This is a genomic window from Kitasatospora sp. NPDC032121, assembly GCF_055580145.1.
This window is the reverse complement of the sequence record NZ_JBVILX010000034.1, coordinates 16,337-37,271: the sequence shown is the minus strand read 5'-3', so window position 1 is coordinate 37,271 and position 20,935 is coordinate 16,337. Positions and strand designations below refer to the sequence as shown.

Sequence of the window (20,935 nt, the reverse complement as noted above, 5' to 3'; positions counted from 1 at the left end):
GCGCTGCGTGAGGGCGAGTGCACGATGGCGCTGGCAGGTGGTGTGACGGTGATGTCCACCCCGGGCGCGTTCATCGAGTTCAGCAAGCAGCGCGGTCTGGCCATGGACGGCCGCTGCAAGTCGTTCGCCGCGGCGGCGGACGGCACGGGCTGGTCCGAGGGCGTCGGCATGCTCCTGCTGGAGCGTCTTTCTGACGCCCAGCGCAACGGCCACCGCGTCCTCGCGGTGGTCCGTGGCAGTGCGATCAACCAGGACGGCGCGAGCAACGGCCTCACCGCCCCCAACGGACCGTCCCAGCAGCGGGTGATCCGCCAGGCGCTGGCCGGTGCCCGACTGACCTCGGACCAGATCGACGTGGTCGAGGCGCACGGCACCGGCACGGTGCTCGGTGACCCGATCGAGGCCCAGGCCCTGTTGGCCACGTACGGTCAGGAGCGGACCGAAGAGCCGCTCTGGCTGGGGTCGTTGAAGTCCAACATCGGCCACACCCAGGCGGCGGCCGGTGTCGGCGGCATCATCAAGATGGTGATGGCGATGCAGCACGGTGTGCTGCCGCAGACCCTGCACGTGGACGAGCCGTCGCCGCACATCGACTGGGCCTCGGGCGCCGTCGAGCTGCTGACCGAGGCCCGGCCCTGGCCGGAGACCGGTCGTCCGCGCCGTGCGGCCGTCTCCTCCTTCGGTATCAGTGGCACCAACGCCCACACGATCATCGAGCAGGCCCCGGCGGAGAAGCGTCCGGAGCGTCTGTCGACCGAGGACGGTCAGGCGCCGCTGGTGCTCTCCGCGAAGAGTGAGGGTGCTCTGCGCGGTCAGGCGCAGCGACTGCTCGCCCTGGTCGAGGCCGAGCCCGAGCTGCGGGTCACCGACCTCGCCTACTCGCTGGCCACCACCCGCGCGACGATGGACCTCCGCGCCGGCGTCGTCGCGGACAGCCGCGACAGCGTCATCCGAGCCCTCACGGCACTCGCCGGCGGCGGCACGGCCGCCGGGCTGGTGACCGGTGCAGCCTCGGGCAGGAAGCTGGCGTTCCTGTTCACCGGGCAGGGCAGCCAGCGTCCGGGGATGGGGCGTGAGCTGTACGAGGCCTATCCGGTGTTCGCCGAGGCCTTCGACGCGGTCTGCGCGCGGGTCGAACTGCCGCTGCGAGAGGCCGTGTTCGGCGAGGACGCTGACGTTCTCGCCCGGACGGAGTTCACCCAGCTCGCGCTGTTCGCCGTCGAGGTGGCGCTGTTCCGGCTCTTCGAGAGCTGGGGGGTCCGTCCGGACTTCCTGGTCGGCCACTCGATCGGCGAGATCGCGGCCGCGCACGTCGCGGGCGTCCTCTCTCTCGACGACGCCGTCACCCTGGTCGCCGCCCGTGGCCGCCTGATGCAGGCGCTGCCCGAGGGCGGCGCGATGGTCGCGGTCAAGGCCACCGAGGCCGACGTCCTGCCGCTGCTCACCGAGAACGTCAGCATCGCCGCCGTCAACGGGCCGACCTCCGTGGTGATTTCGGGCGACGGGACCGAAGTCCTCGCCATCGCGGGTCAGTTCGAGAAGACCAAGCGGCTGAGCGTCTCGCACGCCTTCCACTCGCCGCTGATGGACGGCATGGTGGCGGACTTCCGCCGGGTGGCGGAGAGTCTGACCTACGCGGCGCCGCAGATCGCCGTGGTCTCCAACGTCACCGGTGAGCCGGCCACGGCGGAGGAGCTGTGCTCGCCCGAGTACTGGGTCCGGCACGTGCGCCAGGCGGTCCGCTTCGCCGACGGCATGCGTGTCCTGGAGGCTCAGGGCGTCACCACCTTCGTCGAGCTCGGCCCGGACGGTGTGCTGTCGGCCATGGGCCAGGAGTGCGTCGACAGCGGTGTGTTCGTGCCCGCTCTGCGTGCCGAGCGCCCGGAGGTGCAGACCGCGCTGACGGCGCTCGTCACCGCGCACGTCGAGGGCGCCCAGGTCGACTGGCGAGGGTTCTTCGCGGAGGCCGGTGCCCGGCGAGTCGACCTGCCGACGTACGCCTTCGACCGCGAGTGGTTCTGGCTCCACGCCCCCGCTCTGACCGGGGATGTCCAGTCCGCCGGTCTCGGTGCGGCCGATCACCCGCTGTTGGGTGCGGCGGTGGCTCTCGCCGACGCGGAGGGCTTCCTGTTCACGGGTCGTCTGTCGGTGGAGTCGCACCCGTGGCTGGCCGATCATGCGGTGCTGGGTTCGGTGATCCTTCCCGGGACTGCCTTTGTCGAGCTCGCGGTGCGTGCGGGTGACCAGGTGGGTTGCTCGCTGGTGGAGGAGTTGACGCTGGAGGCGCCGTTGGTGCTTCCGGGGTCGGGTGGTGTGCAGGTTCAGGTGACGGTGGGCGCGGTGGACGCGTCCGGGCGTCGTTCGGTGGCTGTGCACGGTCGGGCCGAGGGCTCGTCGGAGTGGGTCCGTCATGTCTCGGGTGTGCTGGCGGAGGGTGCGTCGGTCGCTGAGGGTGCGGGTCTGGTGGAGTGGCCGCCGGCGGGTGCCGAGGCCGTGGACGTGGAGGCGTTCGCGCGGGGTCTGGCGGAGGCCGGGCTGGTGTACGGGCCGGCGTTCCAGGGTCTGCGGTCGGCGTGGCGCCGCGACGGCGAGGTGTTCGTCGAGGTCGTGCTGCCGGAGGCGGTGAGCGGGGATGCCGGGTCGTTCGGTGTGCACCCGGCGCTGCTGGACGCGGCGGTGCAGGCGGTGGGTCTGGGCGGGTTCGTCCGGGCCGGGGGCCAGGCGCACCTGCCGTTCGCGTGGGCTGGTGTCGAGCTGCACGCTTCGGGTGCGGACGCGCTGCGGGTGCGGCTGGTGTCCGCCGGTACGGACGCGGTGTCGCTGACGCTCGCGGACGCCGAGGGGCAGCCGGTCGGGACCGTCGGTTCGCTGGCTCTGCGGCCGGTGCTGGCCGAGCAGTTGGCGGCGGCCGGTGGGTCGCGTGACTCGCTGTTCGGCGTGGACTGGGTGGAGATCGCGCTCGGGGCCGGGTCGGCCGCCGACGTTCAGCTGTTCTCGTCACTGGCCGAGCTGGCCGGGGACGAGGTTCCCGAGGTCGTGGTCGTCGAGGCTCCGCAGGCGGGCGGCGGTGACGTGGCCGAGGCCGCGCACGCTGCCGGTGTGTGGGCCCTGGAGCTGGTGCGGGGCTGGCTGGCGGAGGAGCGCTTCGCCGCTTCGCGGCTCGCCGTGGTGACGCGTGGCGCCGTTGCTGCGGGTCTGGCGGAGTCGGTGGTCTGGGGTCTGGTGCGCTCGGCGCAGTCGGAGAATCCGGACCGGTTCCTGCTGGTGGACCTGGAGGCGGACGCCGAACTGCCGTCGGGTGTTCTCTCCTGTGGTGAGCCGCAGGTGGCGGTGCGTGGGGGCGTGGCGTTCGCGCCGCGTCTGGTGCGCGTCGCTACCGAACCGGACAACGGCGTGTCGCTGGGCGAGGGTACGGTCCTCGTCACGGGTGGTACGGGTGGTCTCGGTTCGCTGGTGGCCCGGCACCTGGTCACAGCGCACGGGGTGCGGAGCCTGGTGCTGACCAGCCGCCGCGGCCTGGACGCGCCGGGCGCGACCGAACTGCATGATGAGCTGGCCGGGTTGGGAGCCGAGGTGGACGTCGTCGCGTGCGACGTGTCCGACCGCGACGCTGTCGCCCGCATGCTGGAAGGCCGTTCGCTGTCCGCGGTGGTCCACACCGCCGGCGTCCTTGACGACGGCCTGGTGTCGTCGCTGACGCCCGAGCGGTTGTCGGCGGTACTGCGTCCGAAGGTCGACGCGGCGGTGATCCTGCACGAACTGACCGCCGGGATGGACCTGTCGGCGTTCGTCCTGTTCTCCTCCGCCTCCGGCGTCTTCGGCGCCGCAGGCCAGGGCAACTACGCCGCCGCGAACGCGTTCCTCGACGCTCTGGCGGCCCGCCGCCGGGCGGACGGCCTGCCGGGCACGTCGCTGGCCTGGGGTCTGTGGGCCGAGGACGGTGGCATGGCCACCAGCCTGTCCGAGGCCGACGTCCGTCGCCTGGCCCGGGCGGGCGTGGCGCCGCTGCGGTCGCACGAGGGCCTGGCCCTGTTCGACGGCGCGCTCACCCTGGACCGCGCTCTGCTCGTCCCGATGCACCTGGACCCGGTGGCCATGACCGGCGCCGGCGAGGTCCCGCCCCTGCTGCGCGGACTCGTCCGTACGCCGCGCCGCCGGACCGCCGCCAGCGGCGGTTCCGCTGCTGCCGGTTCGCTGGCCGAGCGCCTGCTGGCCCTGCCGGTGGCGCGCCGCGACGAGGCCGTCCGTGAGGTGGTCCGCACCCAGGTGGCCGAGGTCCTGGGCCATGGTTCGGCGGAAGGGGTCGACCCGGCCCGCGCCTTCCGTGAGCTGGGCTTCGACTCCCTCACCGCCATCGAGCTGCGCAACCGCCTCAACGCGGCCACCGGCCTGCGCCTGCCGGCCACGCTGGTCTTCGACTACCCGACGCCGTCCGCGCTCGCCGACTTCATCCGCGACGAACTCGTCGGCGAGGCCCCGGCGACCGGCGGCGTGCTGTCCACGACCGTCGTGGACGAGCCGATCGCGATCGTCGGCATGGCCTGCCGCTACCCGGGCGGGGTCGCCTCGCCCGAGGACCTGTGGCGGCTGGTGCACGGGGGTGGCGACGGCATCTCGCTCTTCCCGACCGACCGTGGCTGGGACCTCGACGCCCTGTTCGGCGCGGACGGGACCCAGCCCGGAGGCAGCCACACGCGGGAAGGCGGCTTCCTGCACGGCGCCGCCGAGTTCGACGCCGGCTTCTTCGGCATCAGCCCCCGCGAGGCGCTCACCATGGACCCGCAGCAGCGGCTGCTGCTGGAGACGTCCTGGGAGGCCTTCGAGCGGGCGGGCGTCGACCCGGCCGCCCTGCGCGGCAGCGCCACCGGCGTGTTCACGGGCGTGATGTACCACGACTACGCCTCGCTGCTGGAGTCGGTCCCGTCCGGCGCCGAGGGCTACCTGGGCACCGGCAACGCGGGCAGTGTCATCTCAGGCCGCCTGGCGTACACCTTCGGTCTTGAGGGCCCGGCGGTGACGGTGGACACCGCCTGCTCCTCCTCCCTGGTCGCCCTCCACCTGGCCGCCCAGGCGCTGCGCAACGGCGAGTGCACGATGGCCCTGGCGGGCGGTGTGACCGTGATGTCCACCCCGGCCGCGTTCATCGACTTCAGCCGCCAGGGTGGGCTCTCCTTCGACGGCCGCTGCAAGGCCTTCTCGGCGGACGCGGACGGTACCGGCTGGTCCGAGGGTGTGGGCATGCTCCTGCTGGAGCGGCTGTCCGACGCGCAGCGCAACGGGCACCAGGTGTTGGCGGTGGTCCGTGGCAGTGCGATCAACCAGGACGGTGCCAGCAACGGCCTCACCGCCCCCAACGGCCCGTCCCAGCAGCGCGTCATCCGTCAGGCCCTCGCCAACGCGCGCCTCACGGCCAACGACGTGGACACGGTCGAGGCGCACGGCACCGGCACCACGCTCGGCGATCCGATCGAAGCGCAGGCGCTGCTGGCCACCTACGGTCAGGAGCGTGCCGAAGAGCCGCTGTGGCTGGGCTCGTTGAAGTCCAACATCGGTCACACCCAGGCGGCGGCGGGCGTCGGCGGCATCATCAAGATGGTGATGGCGATGCGGCACGGCGTGCTGCCGCAGACGCTGCACGTCAACGAGCCGTCCCCGCACATCGACTGGGCCTCCGGCGCGGTCGAGCTGCTGACCGAGGCGCGCCCGTGGCCGGAGACCGGGCGCCCGCGTCGCGCGGCCGTCTCCTCCTTCGGCTTCAGCGGCACCAACGCCCACGCCATCATCGAGCAGGCCCCGGCCGACGCTCCGCGTGAGGCGGGCACCACCGCCCGGCAGCTGCTTCCGTGGGTACTGTCCGGCCGTACCGAGGCCGCGCTGCGGGACCAGGCGCTTCGCCTGCGTTCCCACCTCGAGGGCCCCGTCGAGTCGGCGGACGTCGCCTTCTCGCTGGCGGTCACGCGGGGCCGGTTCGACCGCCGGGCCGTGCTGACGGCGGCCGATCGGGACGAGGTGCTGCAGGCTCTCGCCGCGCTCGCCCGGGGCGAGTTCGCGGACGGCCTGGTGCGAGGCACGGCCGACACCGGGAAGCTGGCGTTCCTGTTCACCGGGCAGGGCAGCCAGCGTCCCGGGATGGGCCGGGAGCTGTACGAGGCCTACCCGGTGTTCGCCGAGGCCTTCGACGCCGTCTGCGCTCGGGTCGAACTTCCGCTGAAGGAGGCGGTGTTCGGCGAGGACGCTGCGGTCCTCGCCCGCACCGAGTTCACCCAGCTCGCGCTGTTCGCCGTCGAGGTGGCGCTGTTCCGCCTCTTCGAGAGCTGGGGCATCCGTCCGGACTTCCTGGTCGGCCACTCGATCGGCGAGATCGCGGCCGCGCACGTCGCGGGCGTCCTCTCCCTCGACGACGCCGTCACCCTGGTCGCCGCCCGCGGCCGGCTGATGCAGGCGCTGCCCGAGGGCGGCGCGATGGTGGCGGTCAAGGCCGCCGAGGCCGACGTCCTGCCGCTGCTCACCGGCAACGTCAGCATCGCCGCGATCAACGGGCCGACGTCCGTGGTGATTTCCGGCGACGAGGCCGAAGTCCTCACGATCGCCGGGAAGTTCGAGAAGACCAAGCGTCTCAACGTCTCGCACGCCTTCCACTCCCCGCTGATGGACGGCATGCTGGCGGACTTCCGCGAGGTGGCCGAGGGCCTGACGTACAGCGCCCCGCGCATCCCGGTGGTCTCCAACGTCACCGGCACCCTCGCCACCGCCGAGGAGCTGTGCGAGCCCGCGTACTGGGTGCGCCACGTCCGCGAGGCCGTCCGCTTCCTGGACGGCATGCGGGCCCTGGAGGCGGAGGGCGTCACCACGTACCTGGAGCTGGGCCCCGACGGTGTCCTCACCGCGATGGCCCAGGACTGCCTCACGGACGGCGTGTTCGTGCCCGCGCTGCGCTCCGGCCGCCCCGAGGCGCGGAGCGCGCTGACCGCCCTGGCCACCGCCCACGCCCACGGCGCGTCCGTCGACTGGCCGGCGCTGTTCGCCGGCACCGGCGCCCGCCGCGCCGACCTGCCCACCTACCCCTTCCAGCGCGAGCGCTACTGGCCGACGGTCGGTGTCCGCCGGGCCGGGGACGCGACGGCCTTCGGGCTCGGGCGGACCGACCACCCGTTGTTGGGTGCGGCGGTGGCGTTGGCCGACGGTGAGGGCCACCTGTTCACCGGCAGCCTGTCGCTGCGGACCCACCCGTGGCTGGCGGAGCACGCGGTCGCGGGCACGGTGATCCTTCCCGGCACGGCCTTCGTCGAGCTCGTGATGCGGGCGGCGGACGAGGTCGGCTGTGCGGTGCTGGAGGAGCTGACGCTGGCGGCGCCGCTGGTGCTGTCCGAGCAGGGCGGGCTGGCTGTCCAGGTGCTGGTCGGCGGGCCGGACGAGGACGGGCGCAGGCCCGTGAGCGTCCACTCCCGTTCGGAGCGGGCCTCGGCGGACGAGCCGTGGACCCGGCACGCGACCGGTGCGCTGGCCTCGGCCGCGCGTACGGAGGGCGAGTCGCTGACCGAGTGGCCGCCGGCCGGGGCCGAGCCCGTGGCCGTCGACGGCTGGTACGAGGCGCTGGCCGTGTCCGGGTTCGACTACGGACCGACGTTCCAGGGCCTGCGGGCCGCCTGGCGGCGCGGCTCCGAGGTGTTCGCCGAGGTCGCCCTGCCGGAGGAACTGGCGGACCACGCCGCCGGCTTCGGTCTGCACCCGGCGCTGCTGGACGCCGCGCTGCACGCGATCGGGCTGGGCGTCCTGGCCGACCGGGAGGGCGGCGGTCTGCTGCCGTTCTCCTGGAGTGGCGTCGAGCTCCACGCCTCGGGCGCGGGCGCGCTGCGGGTGCGGCTGGCGGCGGCGGGGCGCGAGGCGGTCGCGCTGACCGTCGCGGACGCCGGGGGCCGTCCGGTGGCGACGGTGGACTCGCTGGTGCTGCGGCCGGTGGACCGGGAGCAGCTGGCCCGGGCGGGCGGCGCGTCGCACGAGGACGCCCTCTTCCGGTTGGACTGGTCGGCTCCGGCCGTCGCGTCGGCGGCCTCGCCGGCCGAGCCGGTGGCCGAGGGCCGGTGGGCGCTACTGGGCGAGGACGCCTTCGGCGTGGCCGAGGCCCTGGCCGCCGCGGGTACCGTTCCGGACCGCCACGCCGACCTGCTCGGCCTGGTGGAGTCGGGCACCGCCCCCGACGTGCTGCTGCTGACCTGCCCGGCCGGCGGGCTGCTCGCCGACGCCGCCCCGGGAACCGCCGACGCCGCCGATGTCGCCGACAACGCCCGGGTCGCCGCCTTCCGCGTGCTGACGCTGGTGCAGGCGTTCCTCGCCGAGGAGTGCTTCACCGGCACCCGGCTGGTGCTGCTCACCCGGGGTGCGCTGGCCGCCGCCCCGCAGGACGGGGTGCCGGACCCGGGCGCGGCCACGGTCTGGGGCCTGGTGCGGTCCGCGCAGTCCGAGCACCCGGGACGCTTCGTCCTGGTCGACCTGGACGAAGCACCGGACGCCGCCCGAGCACTGCCCGCCGCCCTGGCGGCCGAGGAGCCCCAACTGGCGGTGCGCGACGGCGCCTTGCTGATCCCGCAGCTCGCCAGGGCGCAGACCCCGGGCACCGCTCGGGGCGCCCTCGACCCGGACGGCACGGTGCTGCTCACCGGTGCCACCGGAGCGCTGGGCGGCCTGGTCGCCCGGCACCTGGTGGCCGAGCACGGGGTGCGTCATCTCCTGCTGCTCAGCCGTCGCGGCGAGGCCGCCGACGGGGCGCGGGAGCTGGCCGAGGAGCTGTCCGGGCTGGGCGCCGCGGTGTCCCTCGCGGCCTGCGACGCGGCCGACCGGGAGGCGCTGGGCAAGGTGCTCGCCACCGTCCCGGCGCAGCACCCGCTGACGGCCGTCGTGCACACCGCCGGTGTGCTCGACGACGGCGTGATCGGCTCGCTCACGCCCGAGCGGCTGGACGCCGTGCTGCGGCCCAAGGTCGACGCGGCGCTCAACCTGCACGAGCTGACGGCCGGTTCGGGCCTCGCCCGGTTCGTCCTGTTCTCCTCCGCGGCGGGCACGCTGGGCAACGCCGGTCAGGCGAACTACGCCGCGGCCAACGCCTTCCTGGACGCGCTGGCGCAGCACCGCGCCGCCCGTGGCCTGCCCGGCACCTCGCTCGCCTGGGGGCTCTGGGAGCAGTCCGGCGGGATGGCCGCCGCCCTGGAGGGCACCGGCGCCCGCCGGATGGCCCGGGGCGGTGTCTCGGCGCTGACCGCGGAGCAGGGCCTGGCGCTGCTCGACCGGGCGCTGGCCGGCGACGAGTCGGTGCTGGTGCCGATCGCCCTGGACCTGCGGGCGCTGCGGGCCCGCGCCGCCGGGGCGGCCGTACCGGCCGTGCTGCGCACGCTGGCGCCGTCGGCGGCCCGCCGGGCGGTGGACGCCTCGGGTGACGCCGCCCACGCGCTGCGGCAGCGGCTGGCCGGTTCCGAGCCGGAGGAGCGGGACCGGATCCTGCTGGACCTGGTCCGCTCGCACGGCGCGGCGGTGCTCGGCCACGCGGGCCCCGACGCGGTGGTGCCCGGGCGCGGCTTCCTGGAGCAGGGCTTCGACTCGCTGACGGCGGTCGAGCTGCGCAACCGGATCGGCGCCGCCACCGGGCTGCGGCTGCCGGCCACCCTGCTGTTCGACCACCCGAGCCCCGCCGCGCTGGCCGGGCACCTGGCCGGCGAGCTGCGGACCTCCGGTGCCGGCGGTTCCGTCGAGCCGGTGCTCGGCGAACTCGGGCGGCTGGAGGCGTCCCTGGCGACGCTGGCGGCGGGCCCGTTGGACGACACGGTCCGGGCCGGGCTGACCGCCCGCCTCCAGGACCTGCTCGCCCTGTGGGGCGCTGCCGCCCCGGCGGCCGGCGAGGCCGTCACCGAGCGGCTCGACGAGGCCAGCGACGACGACCTCTTCGACTTCATCGACAACGAGCTGGGGCTCTGACCTCGTGCGTATGGATATCTGTGACAACTTCCGGACGGGGGAGCACCGTGGTGAATGAGGACAAGCTTCGCGACTACCTCAAGCGGGTGACGGCCGATCTGCACCAGACGCGGCTGCGGCTGCGCGAGGTGGAGGCGGCCGACCAGGAGCCGATCGCGATCGTCGCGATGAGCTGCCGCTACCCGGGCGGCGTGGCCTCGCCCGAGGACCTGTGGGAGCTGGTCGCGGCCGGCGGTGACGGCGTGTCGGCGTTCCCGACCGACCGCGGCTGGGACCTGGAGGCGCTGTACTCCCCGGACCCGGACAGCCCCGGCACCTCGGTGACCCGCGAGGGCGGCTTCCTGCACGACGCGGGCCGCTTCGACCCGGCGTTCTTCGGCATCTCGCCGCGCGAGGCGATGGCCATGGACCCGCAGCAGCGGCTGCTGCTGGAGACCTCCTGGGAGGCCTTCGAGCGCGCGGGCATCGACCCGGCCACCCTGCGCGGCAGCGCCACCGGCGTGTTCGCCGGCGTGATGTACCACGACTACGCCGCCCGGCTGTCCGTTGTGCCGGAGGGCGTCGAGGGCTACCTCGGCACCGGCAGCTCGGGCAGCATCGCCTCCGGCCGGGTCGCGTACACCTTCGGCCTGGAGGGCCCGGCGGTCACCGTGGACACCGCTTGCTCCTCCTCGCTGGTCGCCCTGCACTGGGCCGTCCAGGCGCTGCGCCGCCAGGAGTGCACCCTCGCCCTGGCCGGCGGCGTGACGGTGATGGCCACCCCCGGCGCCTTCATCGACTTCAGCCGCCAGCGCGGCCTGGCCCTCGACGGCCGCTGCAAGGCCTTCTCGGCCGACGCCGACGGCACCGGCTGGGCCGAGGGCGCGGGCATGCTCCTGCTGGAGCGCCTCTCCGACGCCGAGCGCAACGGACACCCGGTGCTGGCCGTCGTGCGCGGCAGCGCGATCAACCAGGACGGTGCCAGCAGCGGCCTCACCGCCCCCAACGGCCCGTCCCAGCAGCGCGTCATCCGTCAGGCCCTGGCCGACGCCCGGCTCACCTCCGACCAGGTGGACGCGGTCGAGGCGCACGGCACCGGTACCACCCTCGGTGACCCGATCGAGGCCCAGGCGCTGCTCGCCACCTACGGCCAGGAGCGCCCGGGTGACCGCCCGCTGTGGCTGGGCTCGCTCAAGTCCAACATCGGCCACACCCAGGCGGCGGCCGGCGTCGGCGGCATCATGAAGATGGTGCTCGCGATGCGGGAGGGCGTGCTGCCGCGCACCCTGCACGTGGACGAGCCGTCCCCGCACATCGACTGGACCGCCGGCGCGGTGAAACTGCTGGCCGAGGCCAGGGACTGGCCCGAGACCGGCGCGCCGCGCCGCGCGGGTGTCTCCTCCTTCGGGTTCAGCGGCACCAACGCCCACGTCATCCTGGAGCAGGCACCCGCGCCGACCCCCGAGCCCGCCGCCGCCTCCCCGGTGGTGCTGCCGTGGCTGCTCTCCGCCCAGACGGAGGACGCGCTGCGCGAGCAGGCCGTCCGGCTGCAGGCCCGCCTGGCGGACGGGGCGGCGGACGCGTCCGCGCTCGACGTCGCGTACGCCCTGGCCACGGGCCGGGCGCAGCACCGGTACCGGGCGGCGGTCGTCGGCCGGGACGGTGAGGAACTCCTCGCCGGCGTGCGGGCGTTGGCGGAGGGGCGGCCGGCGGCCGGTACGGTCGTCGGCGAGGCCTCCGAGGGGCGGACGGCGTTCCTGTTCACCGGGCAGGGCAGCCAGCGTCCCGGGATGGGCCGGGAGCTGTACGAGGCCTACCCGGTGTTCGCCGAGGCCTTCGACGCGATCTGCGACCGGGTCGAACTCCCGCTGCGCGAAGCCGTGTTCGGCGAGGACGCTGACGTCCTCGCCCGGACGGAGTTCACCCAGCTCGCACTGTTCGCCGTCGAGGTGGCGCTGTTCCGCCTGATGGAGAGCTGGGGCGTGCGCCCCGACGTCCTGGTCGGCCACTCGATCGGCGAGATCGCGGCCGCGCACGTCGCGGGCGTCCTCTCCCTCGACGACGCCGTCACCCTGGTCGCCGCCCGCGGCCGGCTGATGCAGGCGCTGCCCGAGGGTGGCGCGATGGTGGCGGTCAAGGCCGCTGAGGCGGAGATCCTGCCGCTGCTCACTGGCAACGTCAGTATCGCCGCGATCAACGGGCCGACGTCCGTGGTGATTTCGGGCGAGGAGTCCGAAGTCCTGGCGATCGCCGGGAAGTTCGAGAAGACCAAGCGGCTGAGCGTCTCGCACGCCTTCCACTCGCCGCTGATGGACGGCATGGTGGCGGACTTCCGCGAGGTGGCCGAGGGCCTGACGTACAGCGCGCCGCGCATCCCGGTGGTCTCCAACGTCACCGGCGCCCTCGCCACCGTCGAGGAGCTGTGCTCGCCCGAGTACTGGGTGCGGCACGTCCGCGAGGCCGTCCGCTTCGCCGACGGCATGCGGGTCCTGGAGGCGGAGGGCGTCACCACGTACCTGGAGCTGGGCCCCGACGGTGTCCTCACCGCGATGGCCCAGGACTGCCTCGCGGATGGCGTGTTCGTGCCCGCGCTGCGCTCCGGCCGCCCCGAGGCGCAGAGCGCGCTGACCGCCCTGGCCACCGCCCACGCCCACGGCGCGTCCGTCGACTGGCCGGCGCTGTTCGCCGGCACCGGCGCCCGCCGCGCCGACCTGCCCACCTACCCCTTCCAGCGCGAGCACTTCTGGCTCCACCCGCCGGCCGTCCCGTTCGGCAGCCCGGTCGCCCTGGGCCAGAGCCCGGTGGGCCACCCGCTGCTCGGCGCCGCGGTGTCCGTGGCGGACGCGGACGGGGTGCTGTTCACCGGCCGGCTCTCGCTGCACTCGCACCCGTGGCTGGCCGACCATGCGGTGGCCGGCACGGTGATCCTGCCCGGGACGGCCTTCGTCGAACTGGCCCTGCGGGCCGGTGACCAGGTCGGCTGCGCGCTGCTGGACGAGCTGACGCTGGAGGCCCCGCTGGTGCTCCCGGCGTCCGGCGGCGTGCAGGTCCAGGTCCGGGCCGGCGCGGCCGACGGTGCGGGCCGCCGCCCGGTGACCGTCCACGCGCGGGCCGAGAGCGCCGGCGAGGACGGCCCCTGGACGCGCCACGCCTCGGGCACGCTCTCGGCGGCGCTGCCGGCCGCGCCGGCCGGGGACGCCGAGGGCAGCTGGCCCCCGGCCGGCGCCGAGGCGCTGGACGTGGACGGCCTGTACGCCGGGATGGCGGCCGCCGGCTTCGGGTACGGCCCGGCGTTCCGCGGCCTGCGGGCGGCCTGGCGGCACGGTGACGAGGTGTTCGCCGAGGTCGCGCTGCCCGAGCCGGTGCGCGGCGACGCCCGCGCCTTCGGTCTGCATCCGGCCCTGCTGGACGCCGCCGTGCAGGCGGTGGGCCTCGGCGGGTTCGTCGCGGCCGACGGCGGGGCCCACCTGCCCTTCGCCTGGACCGGCATCGCCCTGCACGCCGCCGGCGCGGACGCGCTGCGCGTGCGGCTGACGGCGGCCGGCCAGGACACGGTGGCGCTGAGCCTCGCCACCGCCGACGGCCGGCCGGTCGGCTCGGTCGAGTCGCTGGCCCTGCGCCCGCTCGCGGCCGGTGCCCTGACGGCCGGCGACGGCGCCGACGCGCTGTTCGCCGTCGACTGGACGGCGCTGCCCGCCGCCGACGGCCCGGCCGGTGCGTCCTGGGCCGTCGCCGGCCAGGACCCGCTGGGCCTGCTGGCGGACCTGCCCGCCGTCCTCGACGGGCTCGACGTCCACGCCGGTCTCCCGGACCTGCTGGCGGACCTGGACTCCGGCGCCGAGGCCCCCGCGACCGTCCTGGTCCCGTGGGCCACCGAGCCCGCCGCCGACCTGCGTACGGCGGCCCGCGACGCCGCCTGCTTCGCCCTGACGTTGGCCCAGGCCTGGCTGGCCGAGGAGCGGTTCGCCGCCTCCCGGCTGGTCCTGGTGACCCGGGGTGCCGTCGCGCTCCCGGGCGAGGCCATCGCGGACCCCGCCGCGGCCGCCCTGTGGGGTCTGCTGCGCTCGGCCCAGTCCGAGCACCCGGGCCGCCTGGTGCTGCTGGACCTCGACCCGGCGGACGGCCCGGACGCCGTCACCGCCCTGCCGGGCGCGCTGACGAGCGGCGAGCCCCAGCTGGCGCTGCGGGCCGACCGGGCCCACGCGCCCCGGCTGGCCCGGGCGGCGGGCGGCACCGACCTCCCGGCCCTGGACCCGGCGGGCACCGTCCTGGTGACGGGTGCCACCGGCTCGCTCGGCGCCCTGGTGGCCCGTCACCTGGTGACCCGGTACGGCGTGCGGCACCTGCTGCTGCTCAGCCGCCGAGGCCCGGCGGCCGAGGGCTGGCCGGAGCTGGCCGGGGAACTGGCCGGGCTGGGCGCCGAGGCGACCATGGTCGCCTGCGACGCGGCCGACCGCGAGGCGCTGGGCGAGGTGCTCGCGGCCGTCCCGGCGCAGCACCCGCTGACCGCCGTGGTGCACACCGCCGGTGTGCTCGACGACGGCGTGGTCGCCGCCCTCACCCCCGACCGGGTCGACGCGGTGTTCCGTCCGAAGGTCGACGCGGCGCTCAACCTGCACGAGCTGACGGCCGGCCAGGGCCTCGCCGCCTTCGTGCTGTTCTCCTCGGCGGCCGGCATCTTCGGCAACGCCGGCCAGGGCAACTACGCCGCGGCCAACGCCTTCCTGGACGCGCTCGCCGCGCACCGCCGCGCCGGGGGCCTCCCGGCGACCTCGCTGGCCTGGGGCCTGTGGGAGCAGCAGTCCGGGACGCCCGGCACCGGCGGCATGGCGGGCGAGCTGCAGGGCGGCGACGCCCGGCGCCTGTCGCGCTCCGGCGTCGACGCCCTCACCGCCGAGCAGGGCCTCGCCCTGTTCGACCGGGCGCTGTCCGCCGAGCGGGCGGTCCTGGTGCCGATCCGGCTGGACCTCGGCGCCCTGCGGGCCGGGGCGCAGGCCGGGCTGCCGCACCTGCTGCGAGGCCTGGTGCGGGTCCCCGTCCGCCGCGGTGCGGCCGCAGGCGCCGACCCGTCCGGCTCCGAACTGGTCCGCCTGCTGGCGCCGTTGGCACCGGAGCAGCGGACGGCGCGACTGCTGGCGGAGGTCCGCGACCAGGCGTCGGCCGTCCTGGGCCACAGCTCGGCCGAGGCCGTGGAACCCGCGACCTCCTTCACCCGGCTGGGCTTCGACTCGCTGACCGCCGTCGAACTGCGCAACCGGCTCGGTGCGCTGACCGGCCTGCGGCTGCCCGCCGGCCTGGTCTTCGACCACCCGACACCGGCGGCCCTGGCCGCCTACCTGGCCGAGGAGCTGTTCGACGGCGCCCGGGCCGACCGGACGTTCCCCGCGCCGGTGACGCCGGCCGGCGACGACGAGCCGATCGCCATCGTCGGCATGGCCTGCCGCTACCCCGGTGGGGTGCGGACCCCCGAGGAGCTGTGGGCCCTGGTCGCCGGCGGTCGGGACGCCGTCACCCCGTTCCCGGCCGACCGCGGTTGGGACCTCGACGGCCTGCACGACGACGACCCGGACCAGCAGGGCACCAGCTACGCCCGCGAGGGCGGGTTCCTGCACGACGCGGCCGAGTTCGACCCGGCGTTCTTCGGCATCTCGCCGCGCGAGGCGCTCGCCATGGACCCGCAGCAGCGGCTGCTGCTGGAGACCTCCTGGGAGGCCTTCGAGCGGGCGGGCATCGACCCCGGCACGCTGCGCGGCAGCGCGACCGGCGTGTTCGCCGGTGTGATGTACCACGACTACCTCAGCCGGCTTCCGGCCCTGCCCGCCGGCGTCGAGGGCTACCTCGGCACCGGCGGCTCCGGCAGCGTCGCCTCGGGCCGGGTGTCGTACACCTTCGGTCTTGAGGGCCCGGCGGTCACCGTGGACACCGCCTGCTCCTCCTCCCTGGTCGCCCTGCACCTCGCCGCCCAGGCGCTGCGCGGCGGCGAGTGCGAGCTGGCGCTGGCCGGCGGTGTGACGGTGATGTCCACCCCCGGCCCGTTCGTCGAGTTCAGCCGCCAGCGCGGCCTCTCGGTCGACGGCCGCTGCAAGGCCTTCTCGGCCGACGCGGACGGCACGGGCTGGGCCGAGGGCGCGGGCATGCTGCTGCTGGAGAAGCTGTCGGACGCCCGGCGCAACGGGCACCCGGTGCTCGCCGTGGTCCGCGGCTCCGCCGTCAACCAGGACGGCGCCAGCAACGGCCTGACCGCCCCCAACGGCCCCTCCCAGCGCCGCGTCATCCGCCAGGCCCTGGCCGCCGCCCGGCTGACCGCCGCCGAGGTGGACGCCGTCGAGGCGCACGGCACCGGCACCACCCTCGGCGACCCGATCGAGGCCGACGCGCTGCTCGCCACCTACGGGCAGGAGCGCGGCGAGAACGGCGAGCCGCTGTGGCTGGGCTCGCTCAAGTCCAACATCGGCCACGCCCAGGCGGCGGCCGGTGTCGGCGGCATCATCAAGATGGTCATGGCGATGCGGGAGGGCGTGCTGCCGCGCACCCTGCACGTCAACGAGCCGTCGCCGCACATCGACTGGACCGCGGGCGCGGTCGAGCTGCTCACCGAGGCCCGGCCGTGGCCGGAGACCGGGCGTCCGCGTCGCGCGGCCGTCTCCTCCTTCGGGTTCAGCGGCACCAACGCCCACGTCGTGGTCGAGCAGGCGCCGGCCGCGCCCGAGACCGAGGCCCGCATCACGCCCCCGGCGCTCCCGTGGGTGCTCTCCGGCCGGGACCAGACCGCGCTGCGCGAGCAGGTGGTGCGGCTCCTCGGCCGGCTGGGTGCGGCCCGGACCGGCGTCGAGCCGGTCGACGTCGCGTACGCGCTGGCCACCGGCCGCGCCGTGCACAAGTACCGGGCCGTGGTCGTCGGCCGTGACGGCGACGAACTCCTTACCGGTGTCAGGGCGTTGGCGCGCGGTGAGGCGGCGGCCGGGGTGGTCGCGGGGGAGGCCGGCGGGAAGCTGGCGTTCCTGTTCACGGGACAGGGCAGCCAGCGGCCGGGCATGGGCCGGGAGCTGTACGAGGCCTACCCGGTGTTCGCCGAGGCCTTCGACGCCGTCTGCGCGCGGGTTGAACTGCCGCTGAAGGAGGCGGTGTTCGGCGAGGACGCTGCGGTCCTCGCCCGTACCGAGTTCACGCAGCTCGCGCTGTTCGCCGTCGAGGTGGCGCTGTTCCGGCTCTTCGAGAGCTGGGGCATCCGTCCGGACTTCCTGGTCGGCCACTCGATCGGCGAGATCGCGGCCGCGCACGTCGCGGGCGTCCTCTCCCTCGACGACGCCGTCACCCTGGTCGCCGCCCGCGGCCGCCTGATGCAGGCGCTGCCCGAGGGCGGCGCGATGGTCGCGGTCAAGGCCGCCGAGGCCGACGTCCTGCCGCTGCTCACCGAGAACGTCAGCATCGCCGCCATCAACGGGTCGACGTCCGTGGTGATTTCCGGCGACGAGGCCGAAGTCCTGGCACTCGCAGGGAAGTTCGAGAAGACCAAGCGGCTGAGCGTCTCGCACGCCTTCCACTCCCCGTTGATGGACGGCATGCTGGCGGACTTCCGCGAGGTGGCCGAGCGCCTGACGTACAGCGCGCCGCGCATCCCGGTGGTCTCCAACGTCACCGGCACCCTCGCCACCGTCGAGGAGCTGTCCTCGCCCGAGTACTGGGTGCGCCACGTCCGCGAGGCCGTCCGCTTCGCCGACGGCATGTGCACCCTGGAGGCCCAGGGCGTCACCACCTACCTGGAGCTGGGCCCCGACGGTGTCCTCACCGCGATGGCCCAGGACTGTGTCGACGGCAGCGCCTTCGCGCCCGCGCTGCGCTCCGGCCGCCCCGAGGCGCAGAGCGCGCTGACCGCCCTGGCCACCGCCCACGCCCACGGCGCGTCCGTCGACTGGCCGGCGCTGTTCGCCAGCACCGGCGCCCGCCGCGCCGACCTGCCCACCTACCCCTTCCAGCGCCGCCGCTACTGGCTGGAGGCGCCGGCCCTGGTCGGGGACGTCGCGTCGGCCGGGCTGCGGCTCGCCGGGCACCCGCTGCTCGGCGCGGCCGTCGCGGTGGCCGACTCCGAGGAGCTGCTGTTCACCGGCAGCCTGTCGCTGCGCACCCAGACCTGGCTGGGCGACCACGCGGTCGCGGGCACGGTGATCCTCCCCGGCACGGCCTTCGTCGAGCTGGCGCTCGCGGCGGGCGAGCAGGCGGGCTGCCGCCACCTGGAGGAGCTGACGCTGGAGGCCCCGCTGGCCCTCCCGGCGCGTGGCGCCGTGGAGTTGCAGGTGCGGGTGGCCGCGCCGGACGCGTCCGGCCGCCGCGCGCTGACCCTGCACGCCCGTTCGCAGGGCGCCGCGCCGGGTGAGCCGTGGACCCGCCACGCCGCCGGCACGCTCACCGCCGAGCCGGCCGACACCGGGCGGACCGCCGAGGCCGGGCCGGCCGAGTGGCCGCCGGCCGGGGCCCGGGCGCTGGAGCTGGACGGCCTGTACGAGGGCCTGGCCGAGCACGGTTTCGGCTACGGCCCGGCGTTCCAGGGCCTGCGGGCCGCCTGGCGGCGCGGCGACGAGCTGTTCGCCGAGGTCGCCCTGCCGGAGGAACTGGCCGACCAGGCCGTCGGGTTCGGCCTGCACCCGGCGCTGCTGGACGCCGCGCTGCACGCCCTCGGCCTGCCCGACCCGGCGGCGCCCGCCACCGAAGCGGACCCTGCCTCGGCGGACGCCGGGGAGCAGCAGGCACAGGGCCGGCTGCCGTTCTCCTGGAGCGGCGTCACCCTGGTCGCCTCCCGGGCCCGGGCGCTGCGGGTCCGGCTGGCCCCGGTCGGCCCGGACGCCGTCGCCCTGACGCTGGCCGACCAGGACGGCCGTCCGGTCGGTTCGGTCGAGGCGCTGGTGGTCCGGCCGCTGTCGCCGGAGCAGGTCCGGGCGGCCGGCGCCGCCGTGATCGACTCGATGTTCGCGGTCGAGTGGTCGCCGATGGCGGCCCTGCCCGCCCCGGAGCCGTTCGACTGGTCCCTGGTCGGCGCGGACGGCCGCGGGCTGGAGGCCCTTGAGGACGCCCTGGGCGCCGTCGGCGGCCTGGTGGACCGGCACCCGGACGTGGCCGCGCTGCTGGCGGCCCTGGACGACGGCGCGCCCGCGCCGGAGGCCGTGCTGGTGCCGGTGCGCGGGCGCGGCGGGGACCTCGCCGAGGCCACCCGGGACGCGCTGGGCGAGACGCTGGCGCTGGTGCAGCTGTTCGCGGCCGACAGCCGGCTGGCGGGCAGTCGGCTGGTGCTGCTGACCGGTGGCGCGGTGGCGGCGGGCGCCGAGGAGGACGTGACCGACCTGGCCGCCGCCGCGGTCTGGGGCCTGGTCCGCTCGGCGCAGTCCGAGGAGCCGGGCCGGTTCGCCGTGGTGGACCTGGACGGCGACGAGCGCTCGCGGCGGGCGCTGGCCGCGGCCCTGGCGGCCGACGAGCCGCAGCTGGCGCTGCGCCGGGGTGCGGCGCTGGCCCCGCGGCTGGCCCGGGTGAGCGCCCCGCAGGCGGCCGAGGCCGCCGTCCCGAGCGCCTTCGCCGCGGACGGGACCGTCCTGCTCACCGGCGCCACCGGCGCCCTCGGCCGGGTGCTCGCCCGGCACCTGGTCGCCGACCTCGGCGTGCGGCACCTGGTGCTGGCCGGCCGGCGCGGCCGGTCCGCCGAGGGGATGGACGAGCTGGTGGGGGAGCTGACCGCGCTGGGCGCGGGCGTCGCCGTCGAGGCGTGCGACGCGGCCGACCGGGAGGCGCTGGCCGGCCTGCTGGCCCGGATCCCGGCCGACCACCCGCTGACCGGGGTCGTGCACGCGGCCGGGGTGCTGGACGACGGCGTCCTGTCCTCCCTGGACGCGGGGCGGCTGGAGCGGGTGCTGCGGCCGAAGGTCGACGCCGCGCTCAACCTGCACGAGCTGACGGCGGGCCTGGAGCTCGACTCCTTCGTCCTGTTCTCCTCGGCCGCCGGGGTCTTCGGCAACGCCGGGCAGGCGAACTACGCCGCCGCCAACGCCTTCCTGGACGCCCTGGCCCGGCACCGCCGGACCCGGGGCCTGCCCGCCGTCTCCCTGGCCTGGGGCCCGTGGGCGGAGGCCGGCATGGCCGGTTCGCTGGAGGAGGGCGACGGCCGCCGGATGGCCCGGGGCGGTGTGAGCGCGCTCACCGAGGCCGAGGGTCTGGCCCTGTTCGACGCCGCGCTCGGCCTCGCCGAGCCCGCGCCCGTCCCGGTCCGGCTCGATGTCGCCGCGCTGCGCGGCGAGTTGGGCGAAGGACCGGTCCCGCCGCTGCTGCGCGGGCTGGTCCGTCCGGTGCGGCGGGCGGCGGCGGGTGTGCCCGCCGCCGGCGGCGACCTGGCGGGCCGGCTGGCCGCGGCCTCCCCGGCCGAGCGGGAGCGGATCCTGCTGGAGCTGGTCCAGGACCAGGTGGCGGCCGTCCTCGGACACCCGGACCGGTCCGCCGTCGAGCCCGAACTGGCCTTCAAGGAGCTCGGCTTCGACTCCCTCACGGCGGTCGAGCTGCGCAACCGGCTGAACGCCGTGACCGGCCTGCGGCTGCCGGCCACCCTGGTCTTCGACCACCCGTGCGCGCTCGACCTCGCCGAGCGGCTGCGGGAGGACCTGCTCCAGGAGGGCGCCGACGCGGTCACCCCGATGCTCGCCGAACTCGACCGGCTGGAGGCGGCGCTGACCGCCGCCGCGACGGACGAGGAGGGCCGGGCCCGGGTCGCGATCCGGCTCCGGGCCCTGGCCGAGCGCTGGGCCGCGGAGGAGGCCCGCCCCGAGGACGCCACCGTCGCCGACGAGTTGGAGGCGGCCACCGACGACGAGATGTTCGAGTTCATCGGCAAGGAGTTCGGCATCTCCTGACCCGTCGCCGCCCGAACCGGCACCTCCCGCTCCGCCACCCCCGGTGGGCCGGGCGCCGCGCCACCCCGGCGCCCGAGCCGCCCGGCCCACCCCACCAGACTTCC

General features: G+C 75.8%; 2 protein-coding genes. Both read left to right on the top strand.

The genetic code is table 11. The features are described 5' to 3' along the window. Positions 1 to 9,966 (top strand): SDR family NAD(P)-dependent oxidoreductase (locus ACZ5OX_RS38340; protein ID WP_465636722.1); only part of this gene is annotated, 9,966 nt, incomplete at its 5' end. After that, positions 9,963 to 20,831 carry a type I polyketide synthase gene (locus ACZ5OX_RS38335; RefSeq protein ID WP_465636724.1) on the top strand — a complete coding sequence of 3,623 codons (10,869 nt, stop codon included), beginning with the start codon at positions 9,963 to 9,965 and terminating at the stop codon, positions 20,829 to 20,831. The genes ACZ5OX_RS38340 and ACZ5OX_RS38335, both read left to right, overlap by 4 nt. Positions 20,832 to 20,935: the final 104 nt, after the last annotated feature.